Raw genomic sequence first — 25,920 nt, 5'->3', positions numbered from 1 at the left:
CGCGCTGCGTCAGCCTGCGGAGGCGACGCTGATGGCGGTCACCTTCTCCATGTGGACGTAGTTCGCGCTCGTGCCGAAGCAGGAGAGCGCGACGTCGGTCGCTGTGTCCGTGGTGAAGACGATCTGCGTGTACGTCACCTCGTACGCGTAACCGGGCCCGTCGTTGGTGACCAGCTGCCGGTCGACCTGTCCTCCCCCGCTCAGCTCGCACTGCACGTGGCCGCCACCGCTGCCGTTGGTGCCGATCGTCGCCTTCGCGAAGGCGGCGTACGTGCCCGCCGGGACTGGCAGCGAGGCCACCTGCTGCAGCGACCCGGGCACCATCCACGTGAAGTTCTCGGCAGCGACCGAGTACACCTTGGACGGGTACGACCCGCCTGCAGGTCCCGCTGGGCCGGCAGGTCCGGACGGACCCACCGCACCCGTCGCTCCTGCGGGACCAGCCGGACCGACCTCGCCCGCAAGCGCATCCTTCGTGCCGGCCGAGATGTCCTTCGTCTTGATCGTCCGGTCCTTGATGTCCTGCGTGCTGACCGTGTTGTCCTTGATCTGCGCACCGGTGACGACGATGGCCGCGTACGACGCTCCTCCGCACGCCACCACCAGCGCGAGTGTGGACGTGACCGCTGCGTAGCGACCGCTCGTGAAGACTCGCATCCTCCGGCTCCTCCCGTTGCGGCCGCGCTCACGTGCTCGGCCTCGAGCCACCGACGCTAGGTACGGCGTCGTGGCCGCGGAAGGGCGTCCGGTCCCGTCCGAACCGGGACTCTTGGCCCGGTGCGGGAGCGGGCTCTGGACCCCGAGGTCCTCGGCGCGCGAGCAGTACGTTGCGGGCAGGGCCGAGCGCGATCGTGCTTCGCACCCGAGTTCCCTGCTTCGAGGCCGAGATCTCGACCTCGAAGCAGGGAAGTCACCGGATATCCGGTGACTCCAGACCGATCAGACCAACGGCGGCTGCGTCTTCTCCCGCACCTCATCCTCGGTGACACCCGGGGCGAGCTCGACGAGCTTGAGCGCCCGGTCGCCAGCGGTGCCGGACGGGGCGACCTCGCCGGTCGCCGGGTCGATCACGTCGATGACAGCCAGGTCGGTGATGATGCGCTGCACCACGCGCTTGCCGGTGTAGGGCAGGTCGCACTCGTCGAGGATCTTCAACGAGCCGTCCTTGGCGGTGTGCTCCATCAGCACGATCACGCGCTTGGCGCCGTGGACGAGGTCCATCGCGCCACCCATGCCCTTGACCATCTTGCCGGGGATCATCCAGTTGGCGATGTCACCCACGGCCGAGACCTGCATCGCGCCGAGGATCGCGGCGTCGATCTTGCCGCCGCGGATCATCCCGAACGACTGCGCGGAGTCGAAGAACGACGCGCCCTTGCGCAGCGTCACCGTCTCCTTGCCCGCGTTGATCAGGTCGGCGTCCTCGTCGCCCTCGAACGGGTACGCCCCCACGCCGAGGATGCCGTTCTCCGACTGCAGCACCAGCTCGACGTCGTCGGCGACGTAGTTGGGCACCAGCGTCGGCAGCCCGATGCCGAGATTGACGTAGGAGCCGTCCTGCAGCTCCGAGGCGGCGCGGGCCGCCATCTGCTCACGTGTCCAGCCCATGTCAGCCTCCCAGTCCGTGCGTCGCGGCGTCCTCGGCCGGCGCGGCGTCGGTCGGCCGCGGCCGGGTCGTCACCTTCTCGATCTTCTTGTCCGCCGCCTGCTCGGGCGTCAGCGCCACCACCCGCTGCACGTAGACGCCGGGGGTGTGGATGTCGTTCGGGTCGAGCTCGCCCGGCTCGACGAGCTCCTCGACCTCCGCGATCGTCACCCGCCCGCACATGGCGGCCAGCGGGTTGAAGTTGCGCGCGGACTGCCGGTAGATCAGGTTGCCGTGCCGGTCGCCCTTCCAGGCCCGGACCAGGCCGAAGTCGGCGACGATGGCCTCCTCGAGGACGTACTCCTTGTCCCCTTCGGGGGTGGAGAACACCTTGGTCTCCTTCGGCGGCGACGAGACGATGACGTTGCCCGCGTCGTCGTACTTCCAGGGAAGTCCGCCCTCGGCGACCTGGGTGCCGACGCCGGTCGCGGTGTAGAAGCCGGGGATGCCCGACCCACCCGCGCGCATCCGCTCGGCGAGCGTGCCCTGCGGCGTCAGCTCGACCTCGAGCTCGCCGTGCAGGTACTGCCGGGCGAACTCCTTGTTCTCCCCCACGTAGGAGGAGATCATCCGCCGGATCCGCTTGGCGAAGAGCAGGCGACCCAGTCCCCACTCGTCCACGCCGCAGTTGTTGGAGACCGCCTCGAGGTCGGTCGTCCCCGCCTCGAGGATCGCGTCGATGAGCACCGAGGGGATGCCGGAGAGGCCGAACCCGCCGACCGCGAGCGTCGCGCCGTCCGGGATGTCGGCGACCGCCTCGGCCGCAGAAGAGACCACTTTGTCCATGCCCGAGACCCTAGCGGGGGTGTGACCGCCGCCACCGTGTGGGCGGGCACCACAGTCAGGCGCCCGAGGTGTGGCCGGGCACGGTCGGACGCGGGCACCCAGCGAGCATGGAACAGCCGGGCCCGGGGAAGAGGCACCCTCCCCGGGCCCGGCCAGTCTCAGTGGCGGACCTGCCGGCTCACCGCTTCGCCAGGCGCTCCCTCACCTGGGCGAGCAGGGCGGCGCGGAGCTCCCCGTCGACCTTGGTGCGGACCAGCTTGCGCAGCTGCTTCAGCTCCTTCTTCGCCGCCTTCCGGTTGCCCGACCGCTCGGCCTTGCGGGCGTCCTTGTCGGCCTGCAGCAGCTTGTTGGCGAGCTTGGGACCGATCTCGCCGTCGGACGCCACGGTCTTGACGACCTTCTTCAGCGACGCGCCGGTCGGCTGGACGGTGAAGACCACCGTGCGCGAGCCGGTGTTGCCCGCGACGTCCGTGGCCGTGACGGTCAGCACGTGGCGGCCCGCGGACAGCGTCCACATCTGCCAGGTGCCGGCCTCGACGGTCTCGCCGTCGAGCACGGCCCGCACGGTGCGGACCCCGGACGTCGCGTCCGTCGCCGTCCACGCCACGTCCGTCGCCTTGTGGCTCGGGTAGGTGCGTGCCCGGATTCCGGAGACCGTGACCTCCGGCTCGCCGGAGTCGACCGCGATCTCCTTCGACTGCGCCGTCTCGACGTTGCCGGCCTCGTCGACCGACCGCACCTCGAGGACCTGGCGGCCCTGCGCGGTGATGGCGAACGGAGCGGCGTACGCCGTCCACGCGCCGTTGCCGATGCGGTACTCGGTGCGCGCCACGCCGGAGTCTGCGTCCGTCGCGGAGAGCGTCACCCTCGGGGCCGTGGTGAACCAGCCGGCACTGCCGGGGGAGGCCGGGTCGGTCTGCACGGTGGTCACCGGAGCGGTCGTGTCGGCGGGCGGTCCGTCGACGGTGATCGCCAGGGACTGCTCCTCCTCCACGTTGCCGGCCTTGTCGGTCGAGCGGAAGCGGACCGTGTGGTCACCGGCGCCGGTCACCACGACCGGGGCGGTGTAGGCCTTCCAGGCACCCTGGTCGACCTTGACCTCGGTCCCGGCGACACCCGAGGTGGCGTCGGTGGCGTCGAGCACCACCCGCATCCCGTTCGGCGCCTTCTCCTGCGTGGCCCCGGTCGCCGGTGTCACCGTGTCGACCTTCACCTGCGAGGACTGGACGTCCTCGACGTTGCCGGCCCCGTCGGTCGAGCGGTACTCGACGGTGTGCTCACCGTCGCCGAGCTCGACCTCACCGGCGTACGTCGTCCACGCGCCGCCGTCGATGCGGTAGCTGGTCGACGCCACCGAGCCGTCGTCCTCCGCGTCGAGCGTGAAGCTCGGCGCGGTGACGTACCAGCCCTGCTCACCGTCGGCCGTGGCGGGCGTCCAGGTGAGGGTGGTGGTCGGCGCGTCCTCGTCGGCGGCCTCGACGACCACCTCGAGGCTCTTGACGGCCTCCTCGTTGCCGGCCACGTCGGTGGAGCGGTACTCCACCGTGTGGGTGCCGGGCTCGCTGATGGTGAACGCGGCCGTGTAGTCGGTCCACTCACCCTCGTCGATCCGGTACTCCGTCGAGGCGACGCCGGAGCCGTCCGTCTCGTCGGTGGCGGTGAGCGTGACCTGCACGCCGTCCTCGACCACGGCCTGGGTGGCGGTGGTGACCGGGGCGGTCGTGTCGGCGGGCGGCTCCTCCCCCTCGGCGTCGAGGTGGAAGTGGTCGAACTCCACCGTGACCGGCTCGTCCTGCTCGGGACCGATCGCCATGATGCCGAGCGAGTTGAGCGGTCCGTCGTAGGCGATGCCGTCACCGATGGGCGTCCAGTCCTGGCCCGCGGTCGATTTCACCGCTGCCGTGTACTTCGTGCCCTCCTTGGTGACCTGGACCCACCAGTAGCCGCTCTCGGTGGTGTCGGCGATGTTGAGCGCGTCACCGCCGGCGACGCCGTTGCCACCCTTCTCGGCGGCGAGCTCGGCCCGGAGGTCGAGCGCGCTGCCGGGAGCGTTGTAGGCCACGATGTCGGCCTTGGCGTAGTTGTCGTCGTTGCCGTACATCAGCAGGCCGGCGAGCTGGTAGCGGTGCTTGAGCGGGGCCTTGAACTTGGTCTCGGCCACCCAGTCACCGTCGGGAGCGTCCTGCAGGATGAAGTTGCTCGGCTGGATCGGGTTGTTGCCGTTGATGTCGCCCGGCTCCGTCTCGATCTTCAGGTGGCCGTCGGCCACCGTCGCCGTGGTGGAGTCGTAGCGCACCGACTCCGCCCACCGGCAGCCGTCGAGGGCAGCGCCGTCGAACTCGTCGTCGGACTCGACCGCACCCGGCGTCCGGTCCGGGGTGACCCGGAACCAGTCGACCTGCGCCACCCGCGGCGAGGTGCCGAGGTCACCGGCAGCCATCAGGCCGATCTGGGCACCCGACCCGGTCTTGAGGTCGAGCGTTCCCGCGAGCGCGGTCCAGGCCCCACCGTCGGCCGAGTAGGCCCCGCTGAGCTTGCCTGCGGCGTTGGTGAGCCGCAGGTGGATCGTGCTCGGGAAGTCAGCCGCCACGACCGGCGCGGCAGGCGTGGTGCGCCGGCCACCGGTCTCGGACTGGAACTCCACCAGGCGCGTGCCGTTCTGGTGACGGACGAAGCCGAGCTTGTTGTACTCGTCGTCCGACTGGTGCACGACCAGGCCGGCCCACTGCCAGTGCGAGCTGTGGTCCAACGTGATCTTGGTGGTCGCGGTCCAGTCGCCGGCGGGCACGGGCTGGCCGGCGAAGCTCACCGGACCGGGGCTCGACTCGTTGATGTCCGCGTTGGTGACGGGCAGGCGCAGGGAGCCGCCGGCCTGGGTGATGGGCGCGCCCGGTGCGTTGCGCATCGACCACTTGGGCAGGAGGGCCGGCGAGTCGAACTCGTCGGAGACCGGGCCCGTGATGCAGGTCAGGGGCTCGCTCGGGGTCTCCGGCTCGGGCTCCTCCTCCTGCGGGTCGGTGTCGATCGCGAACTGCGAGAAGTCCGCGGTCCGGACGGCGTTCTCGTGGGCCATGATGAACATGCCGACGTCCTGCGTGTCCGCGATGCCCGCCAGCGTCACCGCGCTGCCGACCTGGGTCCAGGTCTCTCCGTTGTTGGACCAGAACGCCGACACCTCGTCGCCGCGGCGGCTGAGCTTGAGCCACTTCGGGGTCGTGCTGGCACCGCCGGCGACCGAGGCGTTGAGCTGGCCGTTGCCGTCGGGGTCGGTGAGGAACTCCATGCCGCTCGCGCGACGCCAGGCGAGCATGGCGTAACCGGGCGAGGTGCCGGGCTGCGTCATGTCGTTGCGGATCAGCAGGCCCGCCTTGCCGGAGTTGTTCTGCAGGGAGCTGGCGTCGACCCGCACGATCGCGTCGTAGGAGTCGTCGCCACCGGCCGGCTTGAACAGCGTCGTGTACTGGTCGGTGCCCTGCCAGGCGTTGGTGCCGGCGCCGGAGATCCGGAAGGCGCCGGACCCGAGCCGCTCGAACTCGCCGTTGACGTTGCTGAAGGGCACCAGGTCGCCGAAGAGCTCGCCGACCTGCACCTGCACGAGGCGCGACGTCGTGGTGTTGCCGTCGTCGTCGGTGGCCTTCGCGGTGATCTCGTGGAGGCCCTCCTCGTCGGGAGCGGTCCACGTGGCGGTGTACGGCGCCGTGGTGTCCTCACCGATCGAGGTGTCGCCGGCGAAGAACTCCACCTTCTCGATCGACCCGTCGGCGTCGCTCGCGTCAGCGGCCACGGCCACCTCGGCGCCCGGGTCGACCTTGTCGCCGTCGGACGGCTCTGTGATGGCGACGACCGGCTTGGCCGTCGGCGAGATGCCTTGGCCGATGGCCTCGGTGAAGTTCAGCTTGATGTCGCTCGACCCGGTGAAGACCAGGTAGAGCGCCATCGACTCGCTGCCCACCTCGCTGACGTCGACCGCGACGTCGCGGAACTGCTGCCCGGTCGCCGGGACCTCGGCCGTGCCGACCACGTCACCGGTCGGGCTGCCCTTGCGCAGCTCGATGGTGCCGCCCCCGGCGGCCGCCTGCACCCGGAGGTGGAAGGCGTCGATCTGGTGGAAGCTGACCGGCTCGAAGCTGATCCACGCACCGTCCTTGCCGACGACGACCTGGCCGCCGCCGGCGGGGTCACGGCCGGGGGCGAGGGTGGCGGTGTCCGACTTGGCGTCGAACCACTCGGCCTGCCGCAGCTTGGGGAAGATCACGGCGGTGTCGGAGCCCAGGAGCTTGTTGGCCCCGTCCGCGCCGCCGGTGTCGGTGTAGCGCGCGTCGACGGCGTAGAAGATGTTCTCGTCGGCCGCGTGGCCACCGATGGTCGTGACGGTGCTGCCCGTGAGGCCGCGGGTGGCGGTCAACGGGTGGGCGTGGTCGTCGTGGCCCAGCGCGGGCTGGACCTCGACCGCCTGCGGGTCGACACCGTCGCCCTCCTCGGGGTCGGTGACCTGCACCTTCCAGCTGATCTCGTCGCCGAAGTCGAAGAACGCGCCGTCGGGCGGGGTCTCGAGCTCGACCACGGGACGGGTGTTGCCGACCGTGATCGGCACTGTCGTCGTACCGCTCTTGCCGGCCGGGTCGGTGACGGTCAGGCGGGCGTCGAAGACACCGTCCTCGTCATAGGTGTGCGTGGCGGTGACGCCGGTCGCGTCGGGCGTGCCGTCGCCGTCGAAGTCCCACGCGTAGGTGAGCTCCTCGTCCTCGGGGTCGCTCGACCGGCTGCCGTCGAAGGTCACCTCGAGCGGCGTCTGGCCGGAGTCCGGGGAGGCGTCGATGCGGGCCACCGGCGACCGCGAGCCGCTGATGTAGTCGATGCGGTAGAGGCCCGAGGTCGGGTTGTCACGCCCGTAGCCGCCGCCCCAGTCGAGGACGTACATCGAGCCGTCGGGACCGAACTTGGAGTCGATCGGCGCGAGGAACGGCACGTCGGGCAGGAAGGGGTTGACCTTCTCCACCTGGGTGCCCTGGCCGGCGGCCGGGTCCTTGAGCTGAATGTTGTACATCTTGTTGCGCGCCCAGTCGTAGAAGAAGGGCTTGCCGTCGAAGGACGCCGGGAACTTGGTGTCGGACTCGAGCGCCTCGTCGTAGCGGTAGATCGGGCCGCCCATCGGGGCCAGGCCGCCGCCCTGCGGGATCGCGCCGACCGAGGACCGGCGGTAGCCGTAGTACATGTCCGCGGCGCGAGCCGGGGGCAGGTTGGTCAGGCCGGTGTTGCGCACGGAGTCGTTGACCGGCTTGGCGCAGTCGAAGTAGTCACCGACGACCGGCGGGTTGAGCGGCGTGGTGGTGCCGTAGTCGACGTCGCGGAAGGGCTCGCCGTTGGGGTTCTGGCCCTGGTGGTTGCCACCCATGCACAGCGGCCAGCCGTAGTTGCCCGGGCTCTTGATCAGGTTCCACTCGGCGATGCCGGCGGGGCCGCGGGTGGCCGGGGCGTCGGTGCCGTTGTCGGGCGAGTAGTCGGCCATGCTCAGCCAGCCGGTCTCGCTGTCGATGGAGAAGCGGAACGGGTTGCGGAAGCCCATGGCGTAGATCTCGGGCAGCGTCTTGTCGCGCCCGGCGTCCTCGGACTCGGGGAACAGGTTGCCGTCGGGGATCGTGTAGCTCGAGCCGGCGCCGGGCTCGCCCGGCTCGTCGACCGGCGTGATCCGCAGGATCTTGCCGCGCAGGTCGTTGGTGTTGGCCGAGGTCTCGCGGGCGTCGTGGAAGGTGCCGGCGCGCTCGGAGAGCGGGGCGTAGCCGCCCGAGGGCTCGGAGTGGGGGTTGACGTCGTCACCGACGCCGATGAAGAGGTTGCCGTCGTCGTCGATGTCGAGGCCGCCGCCGGTGTGGCCCGGCTCGTCGGGCAGACGCCGGGCGGGGATCTTGATGATCACCTTCTCCGAGGCGGGGTCCACGGACCCGTTCTCGAAGGTGAAGCGGGAGACGGTGGACCAGAAGTTGCCGGGGTCGGCGTTGTTCGGCGACTCCGCCGACCGGTAGAGGAAGATGTGGCCGTTGGTCGTGAAGTCGGGGTCGAGCGCGACGCCGAGCAGGCCGTCCTCGCCGCCGGAGTAGACGGGGAGCGACAGGACCGTCGTCACGGCCTGCGACTCCGGGTCGTACATCCGCAGCTGCCCGCGGACGAGCTCGGTGTAGAAGACCTTGCCGTCGTCGGCCACGTCGATCGCGAAGGGGGCCGAGGTGTTCTGGTCGAGCGGGATGCGCTCGTAGTTGCTCCACACGGTGCCGCCGCAGTCGCCCTCCTCGAGGCCGGCGACGTACTTGACGCCACCCACGAGCTCGGCCATGAAGTCGGGCTCGTCGTAGTGGGAGGGGAAGTGGCCGAGCGCGGTGCCCCAGAAGCGACCGCCCTCGTAGGGCTTGCACCAGGTGATCGGGTGGTCGTAGCCCATGTTGCCGCCTGAGTAGGTGGTCTCGTCCATGGACTGGAGCACGTGTGCGGTGCCGCGCACATTGTTGCTGAAGTTGTACCACTCGTCGTTGCGGGTCCAGCGCGTCACGTCCTCGGTGCCCGCGAAGTGCTTGGTGGACGGGTGGGTGGTGTCCTCGTTGCGCACGACGCCGGACGGGCCCGGGTCCGTGCCGGTGGGCGCGTGGCCGGGCATCAGCGAGCCGACCATGTTGTCCCACCAGGGGTAGTTGCCGCGCATGTCGAGCGCGTTGTGCACCGCCGCGATGCCGTTGCCCGCTGCCTGCCAGCGCTCGAGCGCCGCCTTCTCGGAGGCGTTCCAGGGGTCGCCGTTGGCCTGGAAGACGAGGATCGCGTCGAACGGCGCGAGGCCCTCGTCGGTGAACACGGCCTCCGAGCCACCCGGCGTCTCCTTGTGGACGACCGTGACGGCCATGCCCTCCGCCTCGAGGGCCGCCTTGACCTTCGGCGTGGCCTGGGCGATGGCGGCGTCGTGCCAGTCGCCCGCCGCGTCCTCGGTGAAGATGAGCACGTGCCCGTGCCCGTCGTGGGCCTGGGCAGGAACGGCGGCGACGACGCCGAGCAGGACGCTGCCGACGAGGGCGAGCGCGGCGGTCAACGCGGTGCCGACGGACGATCGGCGGACGATCCCTCGACGCGGGGTGGTGGGTGACATCCCAGGGCCTCCAGAGGCGGGTGTGAGTACGGCGGTGCGGACGTGGCTGTGACGTGGGTCACGAAGGTCCTGTCGCGGACGTTCGCAGACTTTTGTGCGTTGGTCAAGCAAAAGACGGTCGCCATGGACTCAAAGCCGCGTGTTCACACGTAGAAGCGGCCCGGATCCGGCCTCGCCCCGATGGCTATCCTCGGCTCGTGACCGCCAACGTCGATCGCCCCCACGACTGGCCGAAGGTCCGCCTGCACGTGGTCACGGGGAAGGGCGGCACCGGGAAGTCGACGGTCGCGGCGGCGCTGGCCCTGGCGCTGGCCACCTCGGGTCGCAACGTCCTGCTCTGCGAGGTCGAGGGCCGCCAGGGGATCGCCCGCATGTTCGACGTCGACCCGCTGCCCTACGAGGAGCGTCGCCTTGCCAAGGGCGCCCCCGACGAGAACGGGCGGGCGGGCCAGGTCCTTGCGCTCCACATCGATCCCGAGTCGGCGCTGCTGGAGTACCTCGCGATGTACTACAAGCTCGGGCGGGCAGGGAAGGCGCTCGACCGCTTCGGCGTCATCGACTTCGCCACCACGATCGCGCCCGGCGTGCGCGACGTGCTCCTCACCGGCAAGGTCTACGAGGCGGTGCAGCGCCCCCGCGGCGGCCGGCACAAGGAGCAGATCACGTACGACGCCGTGGTGCTCGACGCGCCGCCGACCGGTCGGATCTGCCAGTTCCTCGGCGTCAACTCCGAGCTGGCGGGCCTGGCCAAGGTCGGCCCGGTCAAGTCCCAGGCCGACAAGGTGATGGAGCTGCTGCGCTCCCCGCGCACGGCGGTCCACCTCGTCACGATCCTCGAGGAGATGCCGGTGCAGGAGACCTCCGACGGGATCCGCGAGCTGCGCGCGGCGGGACTGCCCGTGGGTGGCGTGGTGGTCAACCTGGTGCGACCCCAGGCCCTCAGCCCGAGCGCGCTGGCCCAGGTGCGCGACGACACCGTCGACCCGACCGCCGTCACCTCCGAGCTGGCGCGCGCCCGCGTCGACGTCGACGCGGAGCTGGTGGAGTCACTGGTCGCCGAGGCGCGCGACCACGCCGTACGCCGTCACCTCGAGGACGAGCAGCGCGCGCTCGTCGCGGCCGAGGGCGTGCCCACCTATGAGCTGCCGCGCCTCGCGGGCGGGATCGACCAGGGCGCGCTCGTCGAGCTCGCCCAGCTGCTCCGCCGCCAGGGGATGGCATGACGAACACCCCGCCCCCGCTCGACGTCGACGCGATGCTCGACGACCGGACCACCGAGATCATCGTGTGCTGCGGCGCAGGCGGGGTCGGCAAGACCACGACGTCCGCCGCGCTCGCGCTGCGCGCCGCCGAGCGGGGGCGCAAGGTCGTGGTGCTGACCATCGACCCGGCCCGCCGGCTCGCGCAGTCGATGGGCATCGAGCAGCTCGACAACACGCCGCGGCCGGTCGCGGCGGTCGACACCGGGGCGGGCGGGTCGCTCGACGCGATGATGCTGGACATGAAGCGCACCTTCGACGAGGTGGTCGAGTCGCAGGCCAGCCCGGAGAAGGCCAGGCAGATCCTGGACAACCCGTTCTACGTCGCGCTGTCCAGCTCGTTCGCGGGCACGCAGGAGTACATGGCGATGGAGAAGCTCGGCCAGCTGCACCGGCAGGCGCTGGCCGACGGCAGCCACGACCTGATCGTGGTCGACACCCCGCCGTCGCGCTCGGCGCTCGACTTCCTCGACGCGCCGGAGCGGCTGTCGAGCTTCCTCGACGGCCGCTTCATCCGGCTGCTGCTCGCCCCGGCCCGCGGACCGGCGCGGCTGATGACGGCCGGGTTCTCGGTCGTCACCAACTCGCTGACCAAGGTCCTCGGCGCGCAGGTGCTGCGCGACATGCAGACCTTCGTCGCGGCCTTCGACACGCTCTTCGGCGGCTTCCGCCAACGGGCGGACCAGACCTTCGCGCTGCTCCAGGCCGACGGCACGGCCTTCCTCGTGGTCGCGGCGCCGGAGCCGGACGCGCTGCGCGAGGCGGCGTACTTCGTCGACCGGCTCACCGACGACGACATGCCCCTGGCGGGCCTGGTCGTCAACCGGGCCAGCCCCTCGGCTCGCACCGAGCTGTCGGCCGAGGCGGCGATCACCGCCGCCGACCGGCTGCAGTCGGCCGACTCCTCGTCACTGACTGCGGGCCTGCTGCGCCTCCACGCGGACCGCGTCCGCATCATCGAGCGCGAGCAGCACCTGCGTGAGCGGTTCGCCGCAGCCCACCCGCAGGTGCCGACCGCGGTCGTGCCCGCGATGGCGAGCGACGTCCACGACCTCGACGGCCTGCGCGCGATCGGCGCGAGCCTGGCGAGCCAGGGCTCAGACGGAGACTGAGGGCGACTCGACCTTGGTGCGGGCGGTCTCGAGGATGGTGCGCCACGACGAGCCGGGGCGACGGCGGAGCAGCGCACGGCGCTCACGCTCGGTCATGCCACCCCAGACACCCCACTCGATCTGGTTGTCGAGCGCCTCGGCGAGGCACTCGGTCCGCACGGGGCACCCCGCGCAGACCTGCTTGGCCTTGTTCTGCTCCGCGCCACGCACGAACAGTGCGTCCGGCGTGTCGCCCTTGCATGCGGCGCGTGCTGCCCAGTCCTCGACCCACATAAGTCAGTCCCCACAGTGTTTTTCGCGAGCCGGTCAGCCGCCCCCATAGCGGCCATCCCTGACTCCCAGTGAAAAGTAAACGAATCACCCCCGGTCCAGACAGGGACCGTGTGGCTCAATTCGTATAGTCCGATGTGACTATCCGGCTGCGCCGCTGGAATTCCGAGTGCTATGCGTCCAGCCCGTACTCTGGTGCGCATGTCTTCACGCTCGTCCTCGCCCTCGGGGCGCCCTCCGGGCCGTCCCGCCGGCCGCGTCGCGTCCCACCTCGCGGTGATGGCCGCCGTCGCGGTCGTCATGGGAGTCCTCGTCGCCTGCCTCGCCATCCCGTTCGCCGGCCTGGTCGGCGTGGCGGCCAAGGACGTCAGCAAGGGCATGGTCAACCTCCCCGAGTCGCTCGAGGCGAAGGACCTGTCGCAGAAGACGCGCATCTACGACGTCAACGGCAACCTGATCGCCTCGCTCTACGACCAGAACCGCATCAACGTGCCGCTCGGGTCGATCTCGAGGCCGATGGTGAAGGCGATCGTCGCGATCGAGGACTACCGCTTCTACGAGCACGGCGCCCTCGACCTCAAGGGCACGCTCCGCGCCTTCGTGACCAACCAGGCCAACGGCGGCTCGGTGCAGGGTGGATCGTCGATCACCCAGCAGATGGTCAAGCAGACCCTGCTCTACCAGGCGGAGACCGACGAGGAGCGCAAGGCCGCGACCGAGGAGACCTACGCGCGCAAGATCCGCGAGCTCCGCTACGCCATCGCGTTCGAGAAGAACCACACCAAGGACTGGATCCTCGAGCGCTACCTCAACATCGCCTACTTCGGCGACGGCGCCTTCGGCGTCCAGTCGGCGGCGCGCCACTTCTTCTCCAAGAACGCCAAGGACCTCAACCTGCTGGAGTCGGCCACGCTGGCCGGCCTGGTGAAGAACCCGGTGGGCTACGACCCGGTCGACAACCCCGAGCGGGCCGAGGGACGGCGCAACGTCGTCCTCGACCGCATGGCCCAGCTCGGCATCCTGACCGAGAAGAAGGCCGAGCGCCTCAAGGGCACGCCGATCGAGAAGACCCTCAAGATCGAGACGTCGCCCAACGGCTGCCAGCAGTCGCGGGCACCGTTCTTCTGCGACTACGTCGTCAACTGGCTGCTCAAGGACCCGGTGCTCGGCGACACGCCCAAGGAGCGTCGCCGCACGCTGAACAACGGCGGCCTGACGATCAACACCACGGTCGACCTCGACATGCAGAAGGCCGCCGACGACTCGGTCAGCTCCCACGTCTTCCAGACCGACCAGGCCATCGGCGGCCTGGCGATGATCGAGCCCGGCACCGGTGACGTCCGCGCGCTCGCCCAGTCCCGTCCGATGGGCAAGGACAAGAAGGGCGGGGAGACCTACCTCAACTACACCGTGCCGAAGAAGTACGGCGACGCCAACGGCTTCCAGGCCGGCTCGACGTTCAAGCTCTTCGTCCTCGCGGCCGCCATCAACCAGGGCATCCCGCTGAGCACGAGCATCTCTGCGCCGCAGACGATGCACTTCGACGACTGGGACTTCGAGACCTGCGACGGCCCCTACGCCGGCGACCAGAAGGGCTGGGACCCGCAGAACTCGACTGGCTCCGGCACCTTCGACCTCTACAGCGGCACCCAGCAGTCCGTGAACACGTTCTTCGCCCAGCTGGAGACCCGCACCGGCATGTGCGAGCCGCTCGAGCTGGCCGAGAAGATGGGCGTCAAGGTGCCCAAGGCCCAGCAGGTGCCGTCGTGGATCCTCGGCGTCTCCGACGCCGACCCGCTGACCATGGCGCAGGCCTACGCCACCTTCGCGGCGCGCGGCCTGCACTGCGACCCGCGCCCGGTCACCCAGGTGCTCGACTCCTCCGGCGCGTCCCTCAAGGACTTCCCCAGCCAGTGCGAGCAGGTCATGCCCGGCGCCACCGCCGACGCGGTGAACGACATCCTGCGCGGCGTCATGGAGCCGGGCGGCTTCGGCCAGAACATCGCCATCGACAAGCCGTCGGCGGGCAAGACCGGCACCAACAACAGCAACATGGCCGTGTGGTTCGTCGGCTACACCCCCACCCTCGCGACGGCGGCCATGGTGGCCGGCGCCAACGAGTTCGGCGAGTGGGTCAGCCTCAACGGGCAGGTCGTCGGCGGAACGCCGATCTACGAGGCGTTCGGCTCGACCGTCGCCGGACCACTGTGGGGCGACGCGATGTCGGCGGTGTCCGCCAAGCTGCCCTACGAGGACTTCCAGACGCCGCCCGGCGACGAGATCGCCGGCGTGCTCAGCACCGTCCCCGACGTGGCCGGCCAGAGCGTCGAGGCGGCGACCGCGGCGCTCCAGGCCGCCGGGTTCACCGTCGCCGACGGCGGCCAGGTCAACTCCGAGACCGGCGCCGGGCTGGTCGCCTCCACCTCCCCCGGGGGCGGGGCCCAGCTGAGCAGCGGCGACACCGTCACGCTCTACACCTCGACCGGCTACGTGCCCCCGCCGCCGTCGGCCGGCAACGGAGGCGGCGACGGAGGCGGCAAGGGCAAGGGCAAGGGCCGGGGGCGCGGCAACGGCAACGGCCGGGGCTGACCGGGCAGTTCCTCGCGCTACATCCCGTCGACCGGGCAGTTCCTCGCGCTACAGCGCGAGGAAGTGCCCGGTCGGTGCGTTCCACCGCGAGGAAGTGCCCGGTCGGGGGTCAGGCGAGCTGCTTGCGCACCTCGGCCGCCACGGCGCCTCCGTCGGCGCGGCCCTTGACCTGGGGCGTGACGACGCCCATCACCTTGCCCATCGCGCGCATCCCCTCGCCGGCCGCGCCGGTCTGCTCGATGGCGGCGGCGACCAGGTCGGCGATCTCCGCCTCGCTGAGCTGGGCGGGGAGGTACTCGGCGATGACCTCGCCCTCGGCAGCCTCCTTGGCCGCCATCTCCGTGCGGCCGCCCTCCTCGAACGCCACGGCGGCCTCGCGCCGGCGCTTGGCCTCGGTGGAGAGCACGCCGATGATGTCGTCGTCGGAGAGCTCGCGGGCCTCCTTGCCGGCGACCTCGGCGTTGGTGATCGCGGTGAGCACCATGCGGATCGTGGAGGAGCGCAGCTCGTCCCGCGCCTTCATGGCGGTGGTCAGGTCGGCGCGGAGACGGTCCTTCAGGGCACTCATGCGCACCATTGTGGCAGCCTTGGCGAATGCCTTTCCTCCCCGTCGTACGCCGCACGCTCGGGCTCGGGACGCTCGCCGGCGTGGGCCTGGCGACGTACGCCGCATGGGAGGCCCGGCAGTACACGCTCCGCCGCGTGACCGTCCCGCTGCTGCCCGTTGGCCACGCCCCGCTGAAGGTGCTCCACCTCAGTGACATCCACATGGCCCCCGACCAGCGGGCCAAGCAGGAGTGGCTGCGCGGGCTCGCCGACCTCGAGCCCGACCTCGTGATCGACACCGGTGACAACCTCGCCCACATGCGCGCCGTGCCGGTCGTCGCCGACGCGCTCGGCGGGCTGCTCGACGTGCCCGGCGTCTACGTGCTCGGGTCCAACGACTACTACGCGCCCGGCATGCGCAACCCGCTGCTCTACCTGCTCCCCGACACCGGCAAGCGCAACACCTCGACGCCGCAGCTGCCGTGGCCCCAGCTCAAGGAGCGCTTCGGCGAGGCCGGCTGGCTCGACCTCACCAACGGCTTCGGTTCGCTGACGGTGCGCGACACCAGGATCGCCTTCGTCGGCGTCGACGACCCCCACCTGGCGTACGACGACCTCGACCGCGTCGCCGGACCGGCCGACCCGGCGGCCGACCTGCGCCTGGCCGTGGCGCACGCGCCGTACCTGCGCGTCCTCGACCAGTTCGCCGCCGACGGCTACGACGCGATCATCGCGGGCCACACCCACGGCGGGCAGGTGTGCCTGCCGGGCGGTCGCGCCCTCACGACGAACTGCGACCTCGAGCCCGCCCGCGCCCGCGGCCTGCACCGCCATCCCGCCGGCTCCGCTCCCGGCGACGACGGCTCGTCGTGGCTCCACGTGTCGGCCGGTCTCGGGACCAACCCCTACGTGCGCTTCCGCGTCGCCTGCCGTCCCGAGGCGACGCTGCTGACGCTGGTGCCTGCGCCCTAGCTCCGTCGTCGGGACCTTCCCACATGCGCCCCGGCTGTGGTGGTGTGGGACCAGCGAGAGGGGAGTCCGCCGTGCCCGAGCTGATGGTCGACCTCATCGTGTCCCTCGACGGCTGGGCCGCCGCGGACGGCTGGCCCGGCCTGTGGGGCATGGGTGGTCCCGACTACTTCGCGTTCCTCGGCGAGCAGGAGGCGCACACCACGCTGATGGGGGCGACCACCTACCGGCTGATGTCCGGGCTGGCCGACGAGGAGCCCGAGGCCTTCGCCGAGCTCGAGGCGATGGACAAGGTCGTCTTCTCCTCGACCCTCACCGAGCCGCTGGCGTGGGCGAACACCCGGCTCGTCGCCGACGATCCCGTCGAGGCCGTGCGGGGCCTCACGCAGGACGGCCCGTCGCCGCTGCGCACGCTCGGCAGCCTCACGCTCGCCCGCTCGCTGCTCGTCGCCGGTCTCGTCGACCGGCTGCGGCTCGTCGTCTTCCCCGTGATCAACGGCGCCACCGGACGCGAGCGGGTCTTCGACGGCTACCCGGACGTGCGGCTCGAGCTGGTCGAGAGCCGGACCTTCGACGGTCGCCTCCAGCTCCTCGAGTACGTCCCCACCGTGCTCGACCACCCGCCCCTCTCCTGAAGGAGCTCCACGTGCCGCTCGTCCGGGTCCACAACTTCTCGATCTCCCTCGACGGCTACGGCTCCGGCGAGCCGCAGTCCCTCGAGTCGCCGTTCGGCCACGCCGGCCAGCGGCTGCACGAGTGGATGTTCGCCACCAGCTTCTGGGACCGCGAGAGCGGCCAGTGCGGCGTCGACGCCGTCTTCGCGGGCCGCCACGAGGTGGGCTTCGGCGCCGAGATCATGGGCGCCAACAAGTTCGGTCCGCCCGGCTGGCAGGACGACCCGGACTGGCGGGGGTGGTGGGGCGAGGACCCGCCCTTCCACACGCCGACGTACGTCCTGACCCACCGCCCCCGACCGCCGCTCGAGATGGCGGGCGGGACGACCTTCCACTTCCTCGACGCCTCCCCCGCCGAGGCGCTGGCCGTCGCGCGGGAGGCTGCCGGTGACCTCGACGTACGCCTCGGCGGCGGTGCGAGCGTGGTGCGCGACTTCGTCGCCGCGGGTCTCGTCGACCACCTGCACCTCGTCGTCGTGCCGATCGTGCTCGGCCGGGGAGCCCGGCTGTGGGACGGGCTCGAGGCGCTCGAGGACACCTTCGACATCGAGTCGGTGTCCTCGCCGAGCGGGGTCATCCACCTCACCTTCACCAGGCGGGGCTGAGGCGGGTCCCACCGGGCCGGGGCGATTTCGGCAGCCCCCGGCCGCTCCGGTATGCTCGCCCGCGTTGCCCGGACTGGATCGTCGGTCCGGGCGGCGGGCTGTGGCGCAGCTTGGTAGCGCGCCTCGTTCGGGACGAGGAGGCCGCAGGTTCAAATCCTGTCAGCCCGACCACCGGAGCTCCCGGACCCCACCGTGGGTCCGGGAGCTCCTGTCATGTGGCACTGTGCCCCCATGGCAGACGACCGTCCTCCGCTCGAGATGCCGTCCTTCTCGCTGCGCCGCAGGAGGAAGGTCCCCGACCGCGAGCCCGCGCGCGAGCCCAGGACCCGGCGGCTCCCGACGGTGCCGGTGCGCGGCCTGACGGCCGCGGTCGTGGCGGGCGTCGTGGTCGGCGCGCTCGCGATGCTGCTCGGGTGGCTCGCCGGGGTGGGCTGCGAAGCCGTGCGCGGCACCTCGGCCTGCGGCGGCGGGCCCGGGCTGCTGATCCTGCTGCTCGTCCTCGCCGCACTGACGTGGGCGGGAACCCTCCTGCTCCGGGTGCTCGGCGTTCCGCACGCCGGGTCGACCAGCCTCCTCGCCGTCGGGATCCTGGCCGTCCTGGTGCTGGTCCTCCTCCTCGACTCGCTCGACCAGGGGTGGGCGCTCGTCGCCGTCCCGGTCGCGTCGGCGGTCGCCCACGCCGTGTCGTGGTGGGTCACCACGGCCGTCGGGGACGACGAGACGGCGGGCACCTCCGCGAGCGCGTCGTCGTACGACGTCCGCTGACGCCGGGGTTGTCAGGCCCTTCCCGAGGTTGTCAGGCCGTGCACGGGCCGACAACTTCGGCGACCCCCGGTCGACCGGGGATCGCCGAGACGGGTGACCTCAGCGTGCGGCGGCGATCAGCTCCGCGATCTGCACGGTGTTGAGGGCAGCGCCCTTGCGGAGGTTGTCGTTGCTGATGAAGAGCGCGAGGCCGCGGTCGTCGGGGACACCGGGGTCCTGGCGGAGCCGGCCGACGTAGGACGGGTCGTTGCCGGCCGCCTTCAGCGGGGTCGGGACCTCGTCGAGCTCGACGCCGGCCGCCGACCCGAGGATCTCGCGGGCGCGGGCGGGCGTCATCGGTCGCTCGAACTCGGCGTTGACCGCGAGCGAGTGTCCGGTGAACACCGGCACGCGGACGCAGAGGCCCGAGACCAGCAGGTCGGGCAGGCCCAGGATCTTGCGCGACTCGTTGCGGAGCTTCTGCTCCTCGTCGGTCTCGTTGAGGCCGTCGTCGACCACCGAGCCCGCCATCGGCAGGACGTTGTAGGCGATCGGCTCGACGTACTTCACCGGGTCCGGGAAGGCGATGGCGGAGCCGTCGTAGGCCAGCTCGCGTGCCTTGTCACCTGCCGCGGCGACCGCGTTGGCGAGCTCGTCGACGCCGGCGACGCCGGAGCCGGAGACGGCCTGGTAGGACGACACGATCAGCCGGGTCAGGCCGGCCTCGTCGTGCAGCGGCTTGAGCACCGGCATCGCGGCCATGGTCGTGCAGTTGGGGTTGGCGATGATGCCGCGCCCGGCCTCGATGACACCGGCCATCGCGTCGGGGTTGACCTCCGACACCACCAGCGGGATGTCGGGGTCCTTGCGGAAGGCCGAGGAGTTGTCGACGACGATCACGCCGGCGTCGACGAACCTCGGCACGAGCGCGCGGGACGTGGTGGCGCCGGCGGAGAAGAGGGCGATGTCGAGGCCCGCCGGGTCGGCGGTCTCGGCGTCCTCCACGGTGATCTCGCGGTCACCGAACGGCAGCACCGTGCCGGCGGAGCGGGAGGAGGCGAAGAAGCGCACCTGGTCGGCCGGGAAGTCCCGCTCGAGCAGGATCTGGCGCATGGCGACGCCGACCTGGCCGGTGGCTCCGACGATGCCGATGTTGACCGTGCTCGTCATCGTCCGGTGCCTCCGTAGACCACGGCCTCGACCTCGTCGGCGTCGAGGTCGAACGCCGTGTGCGTGGCGCGCACGGCGTCGTCGACGACGTTCTCGTCCACCACGACCGAGATCCGGATCTCCGAGGTGGAGATCATCCCGATGTTGACCCCGGCGGAGGCGAGGGCGGCGAAGAACTTCGAGGTGATGCCGGGGTGGGAGCGCATGCCCGCACCGATCAGCGACACCTTGCCGATCTTGTCGTCGTAGAGCAGCTTGTCGTAACCGACCTCGGCCTGGATGCGCGCCAGGGCGGTCATCGCGGTCTGGCCGTCGGTGCGCGGCAGCGTGAAGGAGATGTCGGTCAGGCTCGTCGCGGCGGCCGAGACGTTCTGCACGATCATGTCGAGGTTGATCTGGGCGTCGGCGAGCGCCTCGAAGATCCGGGCGGCCTCGCCCACCTTGTCGGGCACGCCGACGACGGTGATCTTGGCCTCACTGCGGTCGTGGGCGACGCCGGCGATGATGGGCTGTTCCATGGTCTCTTCCTCGGGTCCCTGGAGGGCGGGATCGCTGACGACCCAGGTTCCCTCGAGCTGGCTGAACGACGAACGGACGTGGATCGGGATGCCGTAGCGGCGGCCGTACTCCACGCAGCGCAGGTGCAGGATCTTCGCGCCGCACGCGGCGAGCTCCAGCATCTCCTCGTAGGAGACCTTGCCGAGCTTGCGGGCGCTCGGGACGATGCGCGGGTCGGCGGTGAAGACACCGTCGACGTCGGTGTAGATCTCGCAGACGTCGGCCTCGAGCGCGGCGGCGAGCGCCACCGCGGTCGTGTCGGTGCCGCCGCGGCCGAGCGTGGTGATCTCCTTGGTGTCGGCCGAGACCCCCTGGAACCCCGCCACGATGACGATGTGGCCCTCGCCGATCGCCTGGGTGATGCGACCCGGCGTGATGTCGATGATCTTGGCCTTGCCGTGGACCGAGTCGGTGATCACGCCGGCCTGCGAGCCGGTGAACGAGCGGGCGGTGTAGCCCAGGTCGCTGATGGCCATGGCGACCAGCGCCATCGAGATGCGCTCACCGGCGGTGAGCAGCATGTCCATCTCACGGGCCGGCGGGAGCGGCGAGACGCCGTTGGCGAGGTCGTAGAGGTCGTCGGTCGTGTCTCCCATGGCGGAGACGGCGACGACGACGTCGTGACCGGCCTTCTTGACGTCCACGATGCGCCGGGCGACGCGCTTGATCGCGTCGGCGTCGGCGAGCGAGGAGCCGCCGTACTTCTGCACGACAATGCCCACGGTTGGTCCTCGGGATCGGTGTGCGACCGTCAGCGGCCGCGGTGCTCTGGCGTGCCCGCCGGCGCCGTTGCCGCCAGGCCACCGCCGATTCTACGGGCGGGCGACCGGCGCACTCCCGAGCATCTCATCCGCGACGGCCACCGCGTCGGCGTCGGCCTCGAAGTCGGTGTCGAAGCGGTCGTGCGCGACGACGGTCAGCAGCGCGTTGAGCGCCGCACCCGCCAGGTTGCCCCAGTTGTTGACGTAGGAGAACTGCCACCACCACAGCGCCTCGTCGACGTTGCCGGCACGGTAGTGGCGCAGGCCGTTCTCGAGGTCGATGGCGATTGACGCGAGGTCGTCGGAGAGGCGGCTGACGACGACCTCGGGGACGTAGGGGTCGAAGACGAAGGAGTAGTCGTCGACGCCCTCGAGCATCTCGGCCAGCCGCAGCCGCAGGTCGTCGATGTCGGCCTCGGGGCCCACGTCGGGCTGGAACTCCTCGCGCGGCGTGAAGTCGTTCTGGGCGCCCATCCGGGCACCGGCCAGGAGGACCTGGCTGATCTCGAGGAGCAGCAGCGAGACCGCCTGCGCCCCGTTGCCCTCGCGGGCGATGGCGCGCAGGGCGAGCAGGAAGCTCTCCACGGAGTCGGCGATCTGCTCGCCGAACACCTTCTCGTCGGTCTCGGTCATTCGGCTGATCTCCTTCCGGCGAACGCTCGTCCGAGCGTGACCTCGTCGGCGTACTCGAGGTCACCGCCCACGGGCAGTCCACTCGCCAAGCGGGTCACGCGCAACCCCATGGGCAGGAGGAGGCGCGTGAGATAGGTCGCGGTGGCCTCGCCCTCGAGGTTGGGGTCGGTGGCGAGGATGACCTCGGTGACCACGCCGTCGGCCAGGCGCGGCATGAGCTCCTTGACGTGGAGCTGGTCGGGCCCGATGCCGTCGATGGGCGAGATGGCGCCGCCGAGCACGTGGTAGCGACCGCGGAACTCCCGCGTGCGCTCGATGGCGACGACGTCCTTGTACTCCTCGACGACGCACAGCACGCTCGGGTCGCGGCGCTCGTCACGGCAGATCCGGCACTGCTCGTCCTCGCTGACGTTGAAGCAGGTCGAGCAGAACTTCACCCGGGCCTTGACCTCGATCAGCACGTCGGCGAGGCGGCGTACGTCGGTGGGCTCGGCCTGCAGCAGGTGGAAGGCGATGCGCTGCGCGCTCTTGGGACCGACGCCCGGCAGGCGGCCGAGCTCGTCGATCAGGTCCTGGACGACACCTTCGTACAACGAGGTCCCCTCAGCCGAGCCCGGGGAGGCCGGGCATGCCGCCGCCTCCGCCGAGGCCCTCGGTCAGCGGGCCGAGCGAGTCGCCGGCCAGCGCCTCGGACTTGGCGCGCGCGTCGCGGTAGGCGGCGACGATGAGGTCGGAGAGGTCGGACAGGTCGTCGGGGTCGCTGCCGTCGAACTCGCCCGAGCGGATCGTGACGCCGACGAGCTCGCCGACACCGTTGGCGGTGACCGTCACGGCGCCACCGGCGACGGTGCCCTCGACGGTCTGCTTGGCGAGGTCGGCCTGCGCCTCCTCGAGCTGCTGCTGCATCTGCTGCGCCTGCTGGAGCAGGGCGTTCATGTCGAAGCCGCCGCTGCCGAGGGCGTCGAAGGGGTTCTGGGTCATCGGGTCTCCCGGTGCGGGTCTGGGGTGGGGTCGGTGGGGGTCATCGGGTCAGTCGTTCTTGATCTCTTCGATGAGCTTGGCGCCGAGCGTCTGGCTGAGCAGCGACTCGGTGTCGATCGCGTCGGAGTCGGCGTCGGGGTCGTCGGGATCCACGTCGTCGTCGGCCGAGCGGGCGGGGGCGGCCGGCTCGGCGGGACCGCCGGCGCGCGCCGCCTCGAGGGCCTCGCGGGCGGGAGCGGCCGACACCGGGGGCGGTGCCGCGGGAGCCGTCGGAGCCGGGGCCGCGTCGCCGGTCACCCAGGACGGCGGGCCGTCGGGCGCCTCCTGCGCCGGTGGACCCGGAGGTGTGGCGGGCGCGACGGGGTCGGTGGCCGCCTGGCGGACCACGGGGGCCTCCGCGGCCGCCCCCGACGGGTCGACGATCGACTCGACCCGCCAGTCCATGCCGACGACGTCGATCGCGGCCTGACGGAGGATCTCGTCGCAGCCGCCGTTGACGAACGAGTCACGCGCTCCGGCATTGGCGAAGCCGACCGTCAGGCGCACGCCGTCGACGTCGACCACGTGGGCGTGCTGGGACAGCACCATCCACGCCAGCCGGCGACGGTTCTTGGTCTGCTCGAGGATGTCGGGCCACAGGCGGCGTACGTCGACCAGGCTGAGGCCTCCCCGCGGACCGGCGGGCTGCTCGGCGACCGGGGCGTCGGGGCCGACGCCGGCGGCGGGGGCAGGAGCCGGCTCCGCCACGACGGGCGGGGCCTGCTGCGCCGCGGGCTGCTGCTGGGACGCCGGTCCGGGCATCGGCGGGGGCGGCGGCGGGCCGTCGTCACGGGCGGGCGAGGCCGGCGCACCCGTGGGCGCCAGCGGCATGGGCGGCGGGGGCGGCTCGTCGCCGCGCGGCGCGACCTGCGGACCCCCTGGGGGAGCCGCCTGCGGGGCCGCCTGCGCGACGGCCGACGGCTCGGGCTGGGGAGCCGCGGACGGGACGGCCGACGCAGGCGCCGGGGCAGTCGGTCGGGCCGGAGCGGGGGCCGGAGCGGAGGCAGCGGTGGGCGCCGGGGCACCCGTGACGTCCATGCGGCGCTCGAGCCGCTCGAGGCGCGCCATCACGCCGTCTGCCGTGTGGTCGGCGCCCGGCAGCAGGACGCGGGCGCACAGCAGCTCGAGCAGCAGGCGCGGCGCGGTCGCACCGCGCATCTCGGTGAGCCCGGCGGCCACGATGTCGGCGGCCCGGCTGAGCTCGATCGCGCCGAAGCGCGCGGCCTGCGCCACGAGGCGCTCGCCGGCGTCCTCCGAGACGTCGATCAGGCCGGTCGCGGGGGCGTCGGGCACGGCGGTGACGATGACGAGGTCGCGCAGCCGGCGGAGGAGGTCCTCGGTGAAGCGGCGCGGGTCCTGGCCGGTCTCGACGACCTTGTCGACGACCGAGAACACGGCGGCCCCGTCGCGCGTGGCGAACGCCTCGACCACCTCGTCGAGGAGCGAGTCCGGGGTGAAGCCGAGCAGGTCGGTCGCGAGCTTGTGGGTGACCCCGGCATCGCCGGCGCCGCCGAGCAGCTGGTCGAGCACCGACAGGGTGTCGCGGGCCGACCCGGCGCCGGCCCGCACCACGAGGGGCAGGGCTGCGGGCTCGATCGCCACGCCCTCCTCGCCGGCGAGCTGGGACAGGTAGTCGCTGAGCAGCCGCGGCGGGATCAGCCGGAAGGGGTAGTGGTGGGTGCGCGAGCGGATGGTCGGCAGCACCTTGTCGGGCTCGGTCGTGGCGAAGATGAACCGCAGGTGGGGCGGCGGCTCCTCGACCAGCTTGAGCAGGGCGTTGAAGCCCTGCGTGGTGACCATGTGGGCCTCGTCGATGATGTAGACCTTGTAGCGGTCGCGCACCGGCGCGAAGAACGCCTTCTCGCGCAGGTCGCGGGCGTCGTCGACACCACCGTGGGACGCCGCGTCGATCTCGATGACGTCGATCGAGCCCGGGCCGCCGCGCGCGAGGTCGCGGCAGCTGTCGCACTCGCCGCACGGGTCGGAGATGGGCGCCTGCGCACAGTTGAGCGCGCGGGCGAGGATGCGGGCCGAGGTGGTCTTGCCGCAGCCGCGCGGGCCGGAGAAGAGGTAGGCGTGGTTGACGCGGTTGGCCGCCAGCGCCGCCCGCAACGGCTCGGTCACGTGGTCCTGCCCGATGACCTCCTGGAAGGTCTCGGGCCGGTAGCGGCGATAGAGCGCGAGCGGTGACTCCACGTCCTGAACCCTAACCGTGCCCACCCACACCGACCACCGCGGGAGACCCGCCCCCGGATCGGCCGCTCCCGGACACGAAGAGGCCCCCCACGCACCCGTCAGAGCTCACTGACCCTTGCTGCCTTCCGGCCCTGGGGGAATTGGGCGAGGTGACGCCGCGTGGGGGGTTGCCGGGGAGTCTAGGCGAGGCCCGGACGGCCACCCAAACCCAGGGTCCGGCAGGCGATTTCACCGGCCACCGGACCGACCGGTACTCTCCTCGGCGGAGGTATCGCCTAGTGGCCTATGGCGCTCGCTTGGAAAGCGGGTTGGGTTAACAGCCCTCGGGGGTTCGAATCCCCCTACCTCCGCCGCTGTGATCTCGCAAGAGATACCGGACAGCCCGGACCCCATTGGGGTCCGGGCTGTTGGTCATTTCGGGGGTCGGTCGAGTGGTTGGTAGTTGCGGGTGGGGTCGAGGGTGAGTTCTCGGATGAGTTCGCCGGTGGCGGCGTTGACGATGCGGATGTTGAGGTCGTCGACGAGTTTGAGGACTGGGGTTCGGGCGTGGGGTCTGCCGACCCCGATGTGGTGCATGCGGCCGTTGATGCGCAGGCTGAGCTTGCCGTCCTTGTCGACGATGTCGTGCAGGACTCGGTAGTGCACGTCGTTGCCGCGGTCGGCTGTCGGGGTGGCCTTGGGCCGGGCGGTGTATGCGGTGGCGGGGGTGGCGCGGTGCGGCAGCGAGCGGTGGGGGCGGTGGTGGTTGTAGGCGTCGAGGAAGCGGTCGATGAGGCGTTGCAGGTCGGTGATGGTGGTGGGCTGGGTGGGTTGCGCGGTGAGCCACTTCTTCATCGTCTGTTGGTAGCGCTCGACCTTTCCGGTGGTGGTGGGGTGGTTGGGTCGGGTGTTCTTCTGCACGATGTCGAGTCGTCGCAATTCGGTCTCCAGCCCGTTGCGGCCGCCGCGTCCGCCGCTGAACCGGGTCGTGTAGACCATGCCGTTGTCGGTCAGGACTGAGGCCGGGTAGCCGTGCTGACCTGCGGTTTCGCGGAACGTGGCGAGCACGATCGGGCCGGTGATCCGTGGGTGGGCGGACACGTGCAGGGCGTAGCGGGCGTGGTCGTCGAGCCAGGTGATGATCTCGGTGTTGGCGCCTGGGGTGCCGTCTGGTCGGGTGAGTCGGTAGTGGGTGAAGTCGGACTGCCAGGTCTCGTTCGGCATCGCTGCCTGGAAGCGGATGTAGGAGCTCTTGGGTCGCTTCTGCGGGCTGGG

Annotated in this window: 20 protein-coding genes, 2 tRNA genes and 1 other RNA gene; 9 read left to right on the top strand and 14 right to left on the bottom strand. The window is 71.2% G+C overall.

The genetic code is table 11. The features are described 5' to 3' along the window. Positions 1-9: 9 nt before the first annotated feature. The 4 genes from NYO98_RS20590 to NYO98_RS20575 form a co-directional block, all read right to left on the bottom strand. Complete coding sequence (locus NYO98_RS20590; RefSeq protein WP_268113746.1) at positions 10-657, bottom strand: hypothetical protein; 648 nt, start codon at positions 655-657, stop codon at positions 10-12. Positions 658-939: 282 nt separating this feature from the next. Next, positions 940-1,608, bottom strand: coding sequence for a 3-oxoacid CoA-transferase subunit B (locus NYO98_RS20585; protein WP_268113745.1), 669 nt, complete (start codon positions 1,606-1,608; stop codon positions 940-942). 1 nt (position 1,609) lies between these two features. Continuing rightward, the gene (locus tag NYO98_RS20580) at positions 1,610-2,431 is read right to left on the bottom strand and encodes a CoA transferase subunit A (protein ID WP_268113744.1); all 822 of its coding nucleotides are present in this window, start codon (positions 2,429-2,431) and stop codon (positions 1,610-1,612) included. A 178-nt stretch (positions 2,432-2,609) separates the two neighbouring features. Beyond that, the gene (locus NYO98_RS20575; protein WP_268113743.1) at positions 2,610-9,560 is read right to left on the bottom strand and encodes an OmpL47-type beta-barrel domain-containing protein; all 6,951 of its coding nucleotides are present in this window, start codon (positions 9,558-9,560) and stop codon (positions 2,610-2,612) included. Between the two features lie 197 nt (positions 9,561-9,757). Here NYO98_RS20575 and NYO98_RS20570 point away from each other — a divergent pair, with 197 nt between their 5' ends. Then, positions 9,758-10,783, top strand: a complete 1,026-nt coding sequence (locus NYO98_RS20570; protein ID WP_268113742.1) for an ArsA-related P-loop ATPase — start codon at positions 9,758-9,760, stop codon at positions 10,781-10,783. After that, a complete protein-coding gene (locus NYO98_RS20565; RefSeq protein WP_268113741.1) occupies positions 10,780-11,931 on the top strand; it encodes an ArsA family ATPase in 1,152 nt (383 codons plus the stop codon). The genes NYO98_RS20570 and NYO98_RS20565 overlap by 4 nt, the downstream gene beginning before the upstream one ends. Here NYO98_RS20565 and NYO98_RS20560 read toward each other — a convergent pair. Next, on the bottom strand, positions 11,917-12,204 hold the full coding sequence (locus NYO98_RS20560; protein ID WP_268113740.1) for a WhiB family transcriptional regulator: 288 nt from the start codon (positions 12,202-12,204) through the stop codon (positions 11,917-11,919). The genes NYO98_RS20565 and NYO98_RS20560 overlap by 15 nt on opposite strands. A gap of 198 nt (positions 12,205-12,402) precedes the next feature. Between NYO98_RS20560 and NYO98_RS20555 the strand changes: the two genes are divergently transcribed. Further along, positions 12,403-14,790, top strand: a complete 2,388-nt coding sequence (locus NYO98_RS20555) for a transglycosylase domain-containing protein (protein ID WP_268113739.1) — start codon at positions 12,403-12,405, stop codon at positions 14,788-14,790. Positions 14,791-14,899: 109 nt separating this feature from the next. Here the strand turns inward: NYO98_RS20555 and NYO98_RS20550 are convergent, their stop codons facing one another. Next, on the bottom strand, positions 14,900-15,358 hold the full coding sequence (locus tag NYO98_RS20550; RefSeq protein ID WP_268113737.1) for a GatB/YqeY domain-containing protein: 459 nt from the start codon (positions 15,356-15,358) through the stop codon (positions 14,900-14,902). A gap of 26 nt (positions 15,359-15,384) precedes the next feature. Between NYO98_RS20550 and NYO98_RS20545 the strand changes: the two genes are divergently transcribed. From NYO98_RS20545 to NYO98_RS20525, 5 genes are all read left to right on the top strand, one after another. Continuing rightward, a complete protein-coding gene (locus NYO98_RS20545; RefSeq protein ID WP_268113736.1) occupies positions 15,385-16,308 on the top strand; it encodes a metallophosphoesterase in 924 nt (307 codons plus the stop codon). A 71-nt stretch (positions 16,309-16,379) separates the two neighbouring features. Further along, the gene (locus NYO98_RS20540) at positions 16,380-16,940 is read left to right on the top strand and encodes a dihydrofolate reductase family protein (protein ID WP_268113735.1); all 561 of its coding nucleotides are present in this window, start codon (positions 16,380-16,382) and stop codon (positions 16,938-16,940) included. An 11-nt stretch (positions 16,941-16,951) separates the two neighbouring features. Then, a complete protein-coding gene (locus NYO98_RS20535) occupies positions 16,952-17,584 on the top strand; it encodes a dihydrofolate reductase family protein (protein ID WP_268113733.1) in 633 nt (210 codons plus the stop codon). Between the two features lie 94 nt (positions 17,585-17,678). Then, positions 17,679-17,755, top strand: a tRNA-Pro gene (locus NYO98_RS20530). Positions 17,756-17,815: 60 nt separating this feature from the next. After that, a complete protein-coding gene (locus NYO98_RS20525; protein ID WP_268113732.1) occupies positions 17,816-18,349 on the top strand; it encodes a hypothetical protein in 534 nt (177 codons plus the stop codon). A gap of 99 nt (positions 18,350-18,448) precedes the next feature. On the opposite strand, the gene NYO98_RS20520 is transcribed toward NYO98_RS20525, so the two are convergent. The 7 genes from NYO98_RS20520 to ffs all read right to left on the bottom strand — a co-directional run bounded on the left by NYO98_RS20520 (position 18,449) and on the right by ffs (position 24,835). Beyond that, on the bottom strand, positions 18,449-19,498 hold the full coding sequence (locus NYO98_RS20520) for an aspartate-semialdehyde dehydrogenase (RefSeq protein ID WP_268113731.1): 1,050 nt from the start codon (positions 19,496-19,498) through the stop codon (positions 18,449-18,451). After that, a complete protein-coding gene (locus NYO98_RS20515; RefSeq protein WP_268113730.1) occupies positions 19,495-20,778 on the bottom strand; it encodes an aspartate kinase in 1,284 nt (427 codons plus the stop codon). Before NYO98_RS20515 ends, NYO98_RS20520 begins: the two co-directional genes overlap by 4 nt. A gap of 90 nt (positions 20,779-20,868) precedes the next feature. Continuing rightward, positions 20,869-21,450 (bottom strand): DUF5063 domain-containing protein, encoded by a 582-nt coding sequence (locus tag NYO98_RS20510; protein ID WP_268113729.1) that lies wholly within the window; start codon positions 21,448-21,450, stop codon positions 20,869-20,871. Next, a complete protein-coding gene (gene recR / locus NYO98_RS20505; RefSeq protein ID WP_268113728.1) occupies positions 21,447-22,043 on the bottom strand; it encodes a recombination mediator RecR in 597 nt (198 codons plus the stop codon). Before recR ends, NYO98_RS20510 begins: the two co-directional genes overlap by 4 nt. Positions 22,044-22,053: 10 nt before the next feature. Next, positions 22,054-22,431: a YbaB/EbfC family nucleoid-associated protein gene (locus NYO98_RS20500; RefSeq protein ID WP_268113726.1), complete on the bottom strand. Its 378-nt coding sequence runs from the start codon at positions 22,429-22,431 to the stop codon at positions 22,054-22,056. Positions 22,432-22,479: 48 nt separating this feature from the next. Beyond that, positions 22,480-24,666 (bottom strand): DNA polymerase III subunit gamma and tau, encoded by a 2,187-nt coding sequence (locus NYO98_RS20495; RefSeq protein WP_268113725.1) that lies wholly within the window; start codon positions 24,664-24,666, stop codon positions 22,480-22,482. Between the two features lie 78 nt (positions 24,667-24,744). Then, an RNA gene (ffs, locus tag NYO98_RS20490) (signal recognition particle sRNA small type) lies at positions 24,745-24,835 on the bottom strand. 95 nt (positions 24,836-24,930) lie between these two features. Here ffs and NYO98_RS20485 point away from each other — a divergent pair. Beyond that, positions 24,931-25,016: transfer RNA gene (locus tag NYO98_RS20485), tRNA-Ser, on the top strand. Between the two features lie 61 nt (positions 25,017-25,077). Here NYO98_RS20485 and NYO98_RS20480 read toward each other — a convergent pair. Further along, positions 25,078-25,920, bottom strand: an 843-nt coding sequence (locus tag NYO98_RS20480; protein ID WP_268113724.1) for an integrase core domain-containing protein, incomplete at its 5' end; no start/stop codon positions are given.

Source organism: Nocardioides pini, assembly GCF_026712185.1.
Taxonomy (GTDB): Bacteria; Actinomycetota; Actinomycetes; order Propionibacteriales; family Nocardioidaceae; genus Nocardioides; species Nocardioides pini.
This window is presented reverse-complemented; position numbering and strand designations above follow the sequence as displayed.

Coding starts and splice junctions, on each gene's coding strand:
- NYO98_RS20590 (WP_268113746.1), bottom strand. CDS start 657: ATGCGAGTCTTCACGAGCGGTCGCTACGCAGCGGTCACGTCCACACTC.
- NYO98_RS20585 (WP_268113745.1), bottom strand. CDS start 1,608: ATGGGCTGGACACGTGAGCAGATGGCGGCCCGCGCCGCCTCGGAGCTG.
- NYO98_RS20580 (WP_268113744.1), bottom strand. CDS start 2,431: ATGGACAAAGTGGTCTCTTCTGCGGCCGAGGCGGTCGCCGACATCCCG.
- NYO98_RS20575 (WP_268113743.1), bottom strand. CDS start 9,560: ATGTCACCCACCACCCCGCGTCGAGGGATCGTCCGCCGATCGTCCGTC.
- NYO98_RS20565 (WP_268113741.1), top strand. CDS start 10,780: ATGACGAACACCCCGCCCCCGCTCGACGTCGACGCGATGCTCGACGAC.
- NYO98_RS20560 (WP_268113740.1), bottom strand. CDS start 12,204: ATGTGGGTCGAGGACTGGGCAGCACGCGCCGCATGCAAGGGCGACACG.
- NYO98_RS20555 (WP_268113739.1), top strand. CDS start 12,403: ATGTCTTCACGCTCGTCCTCGCCCTCGGGGCGCCCTCCGGGCCGTCCC.
- NYO98_RS20550 (WP_268113737.1), bottom strand. CDS start 15,358: ATGAGTGCCCTGAAGGACCGTCTCCGCGCCGACCTGACCACCGCCATG.
- NYO98_RS20545 (WP_268113736.1), top strand. CDS start 15,385: ATGCCTTTCCTCCCCGTCGTACGCCGCACGCTCGGGCTCGGGACGCTC.
- NYO98_RS20525 (WP_268113732.1), top strand. CDS start 17,816: ATGGCAGACGACCGTCCTCCGCTCGAGATGCCGTCCTTCTCGCTGCGC.
- NYO98_RS20520 (WP_268113731.1), bottom strand. CDS start 19,498: ATGACGAGCACGGTCAACATCGGCATCGTCGGAGCCACCGGCCAGGTC.
- NYO98_RS20510 (WP_268113729.1), bottom strand. CDS start 21,450: ATGACCGAGACCGACGAGAAGGTGTTCGGCGAGCAGATCGCCGACTCC.
- NYO98_RS20500 (WP_268113726.1), bottom strand. CDS start 22,431: ATGACCCAGAACCCCTTCGACGCCCTCGGCAGCGGCGGCTTCGACATG.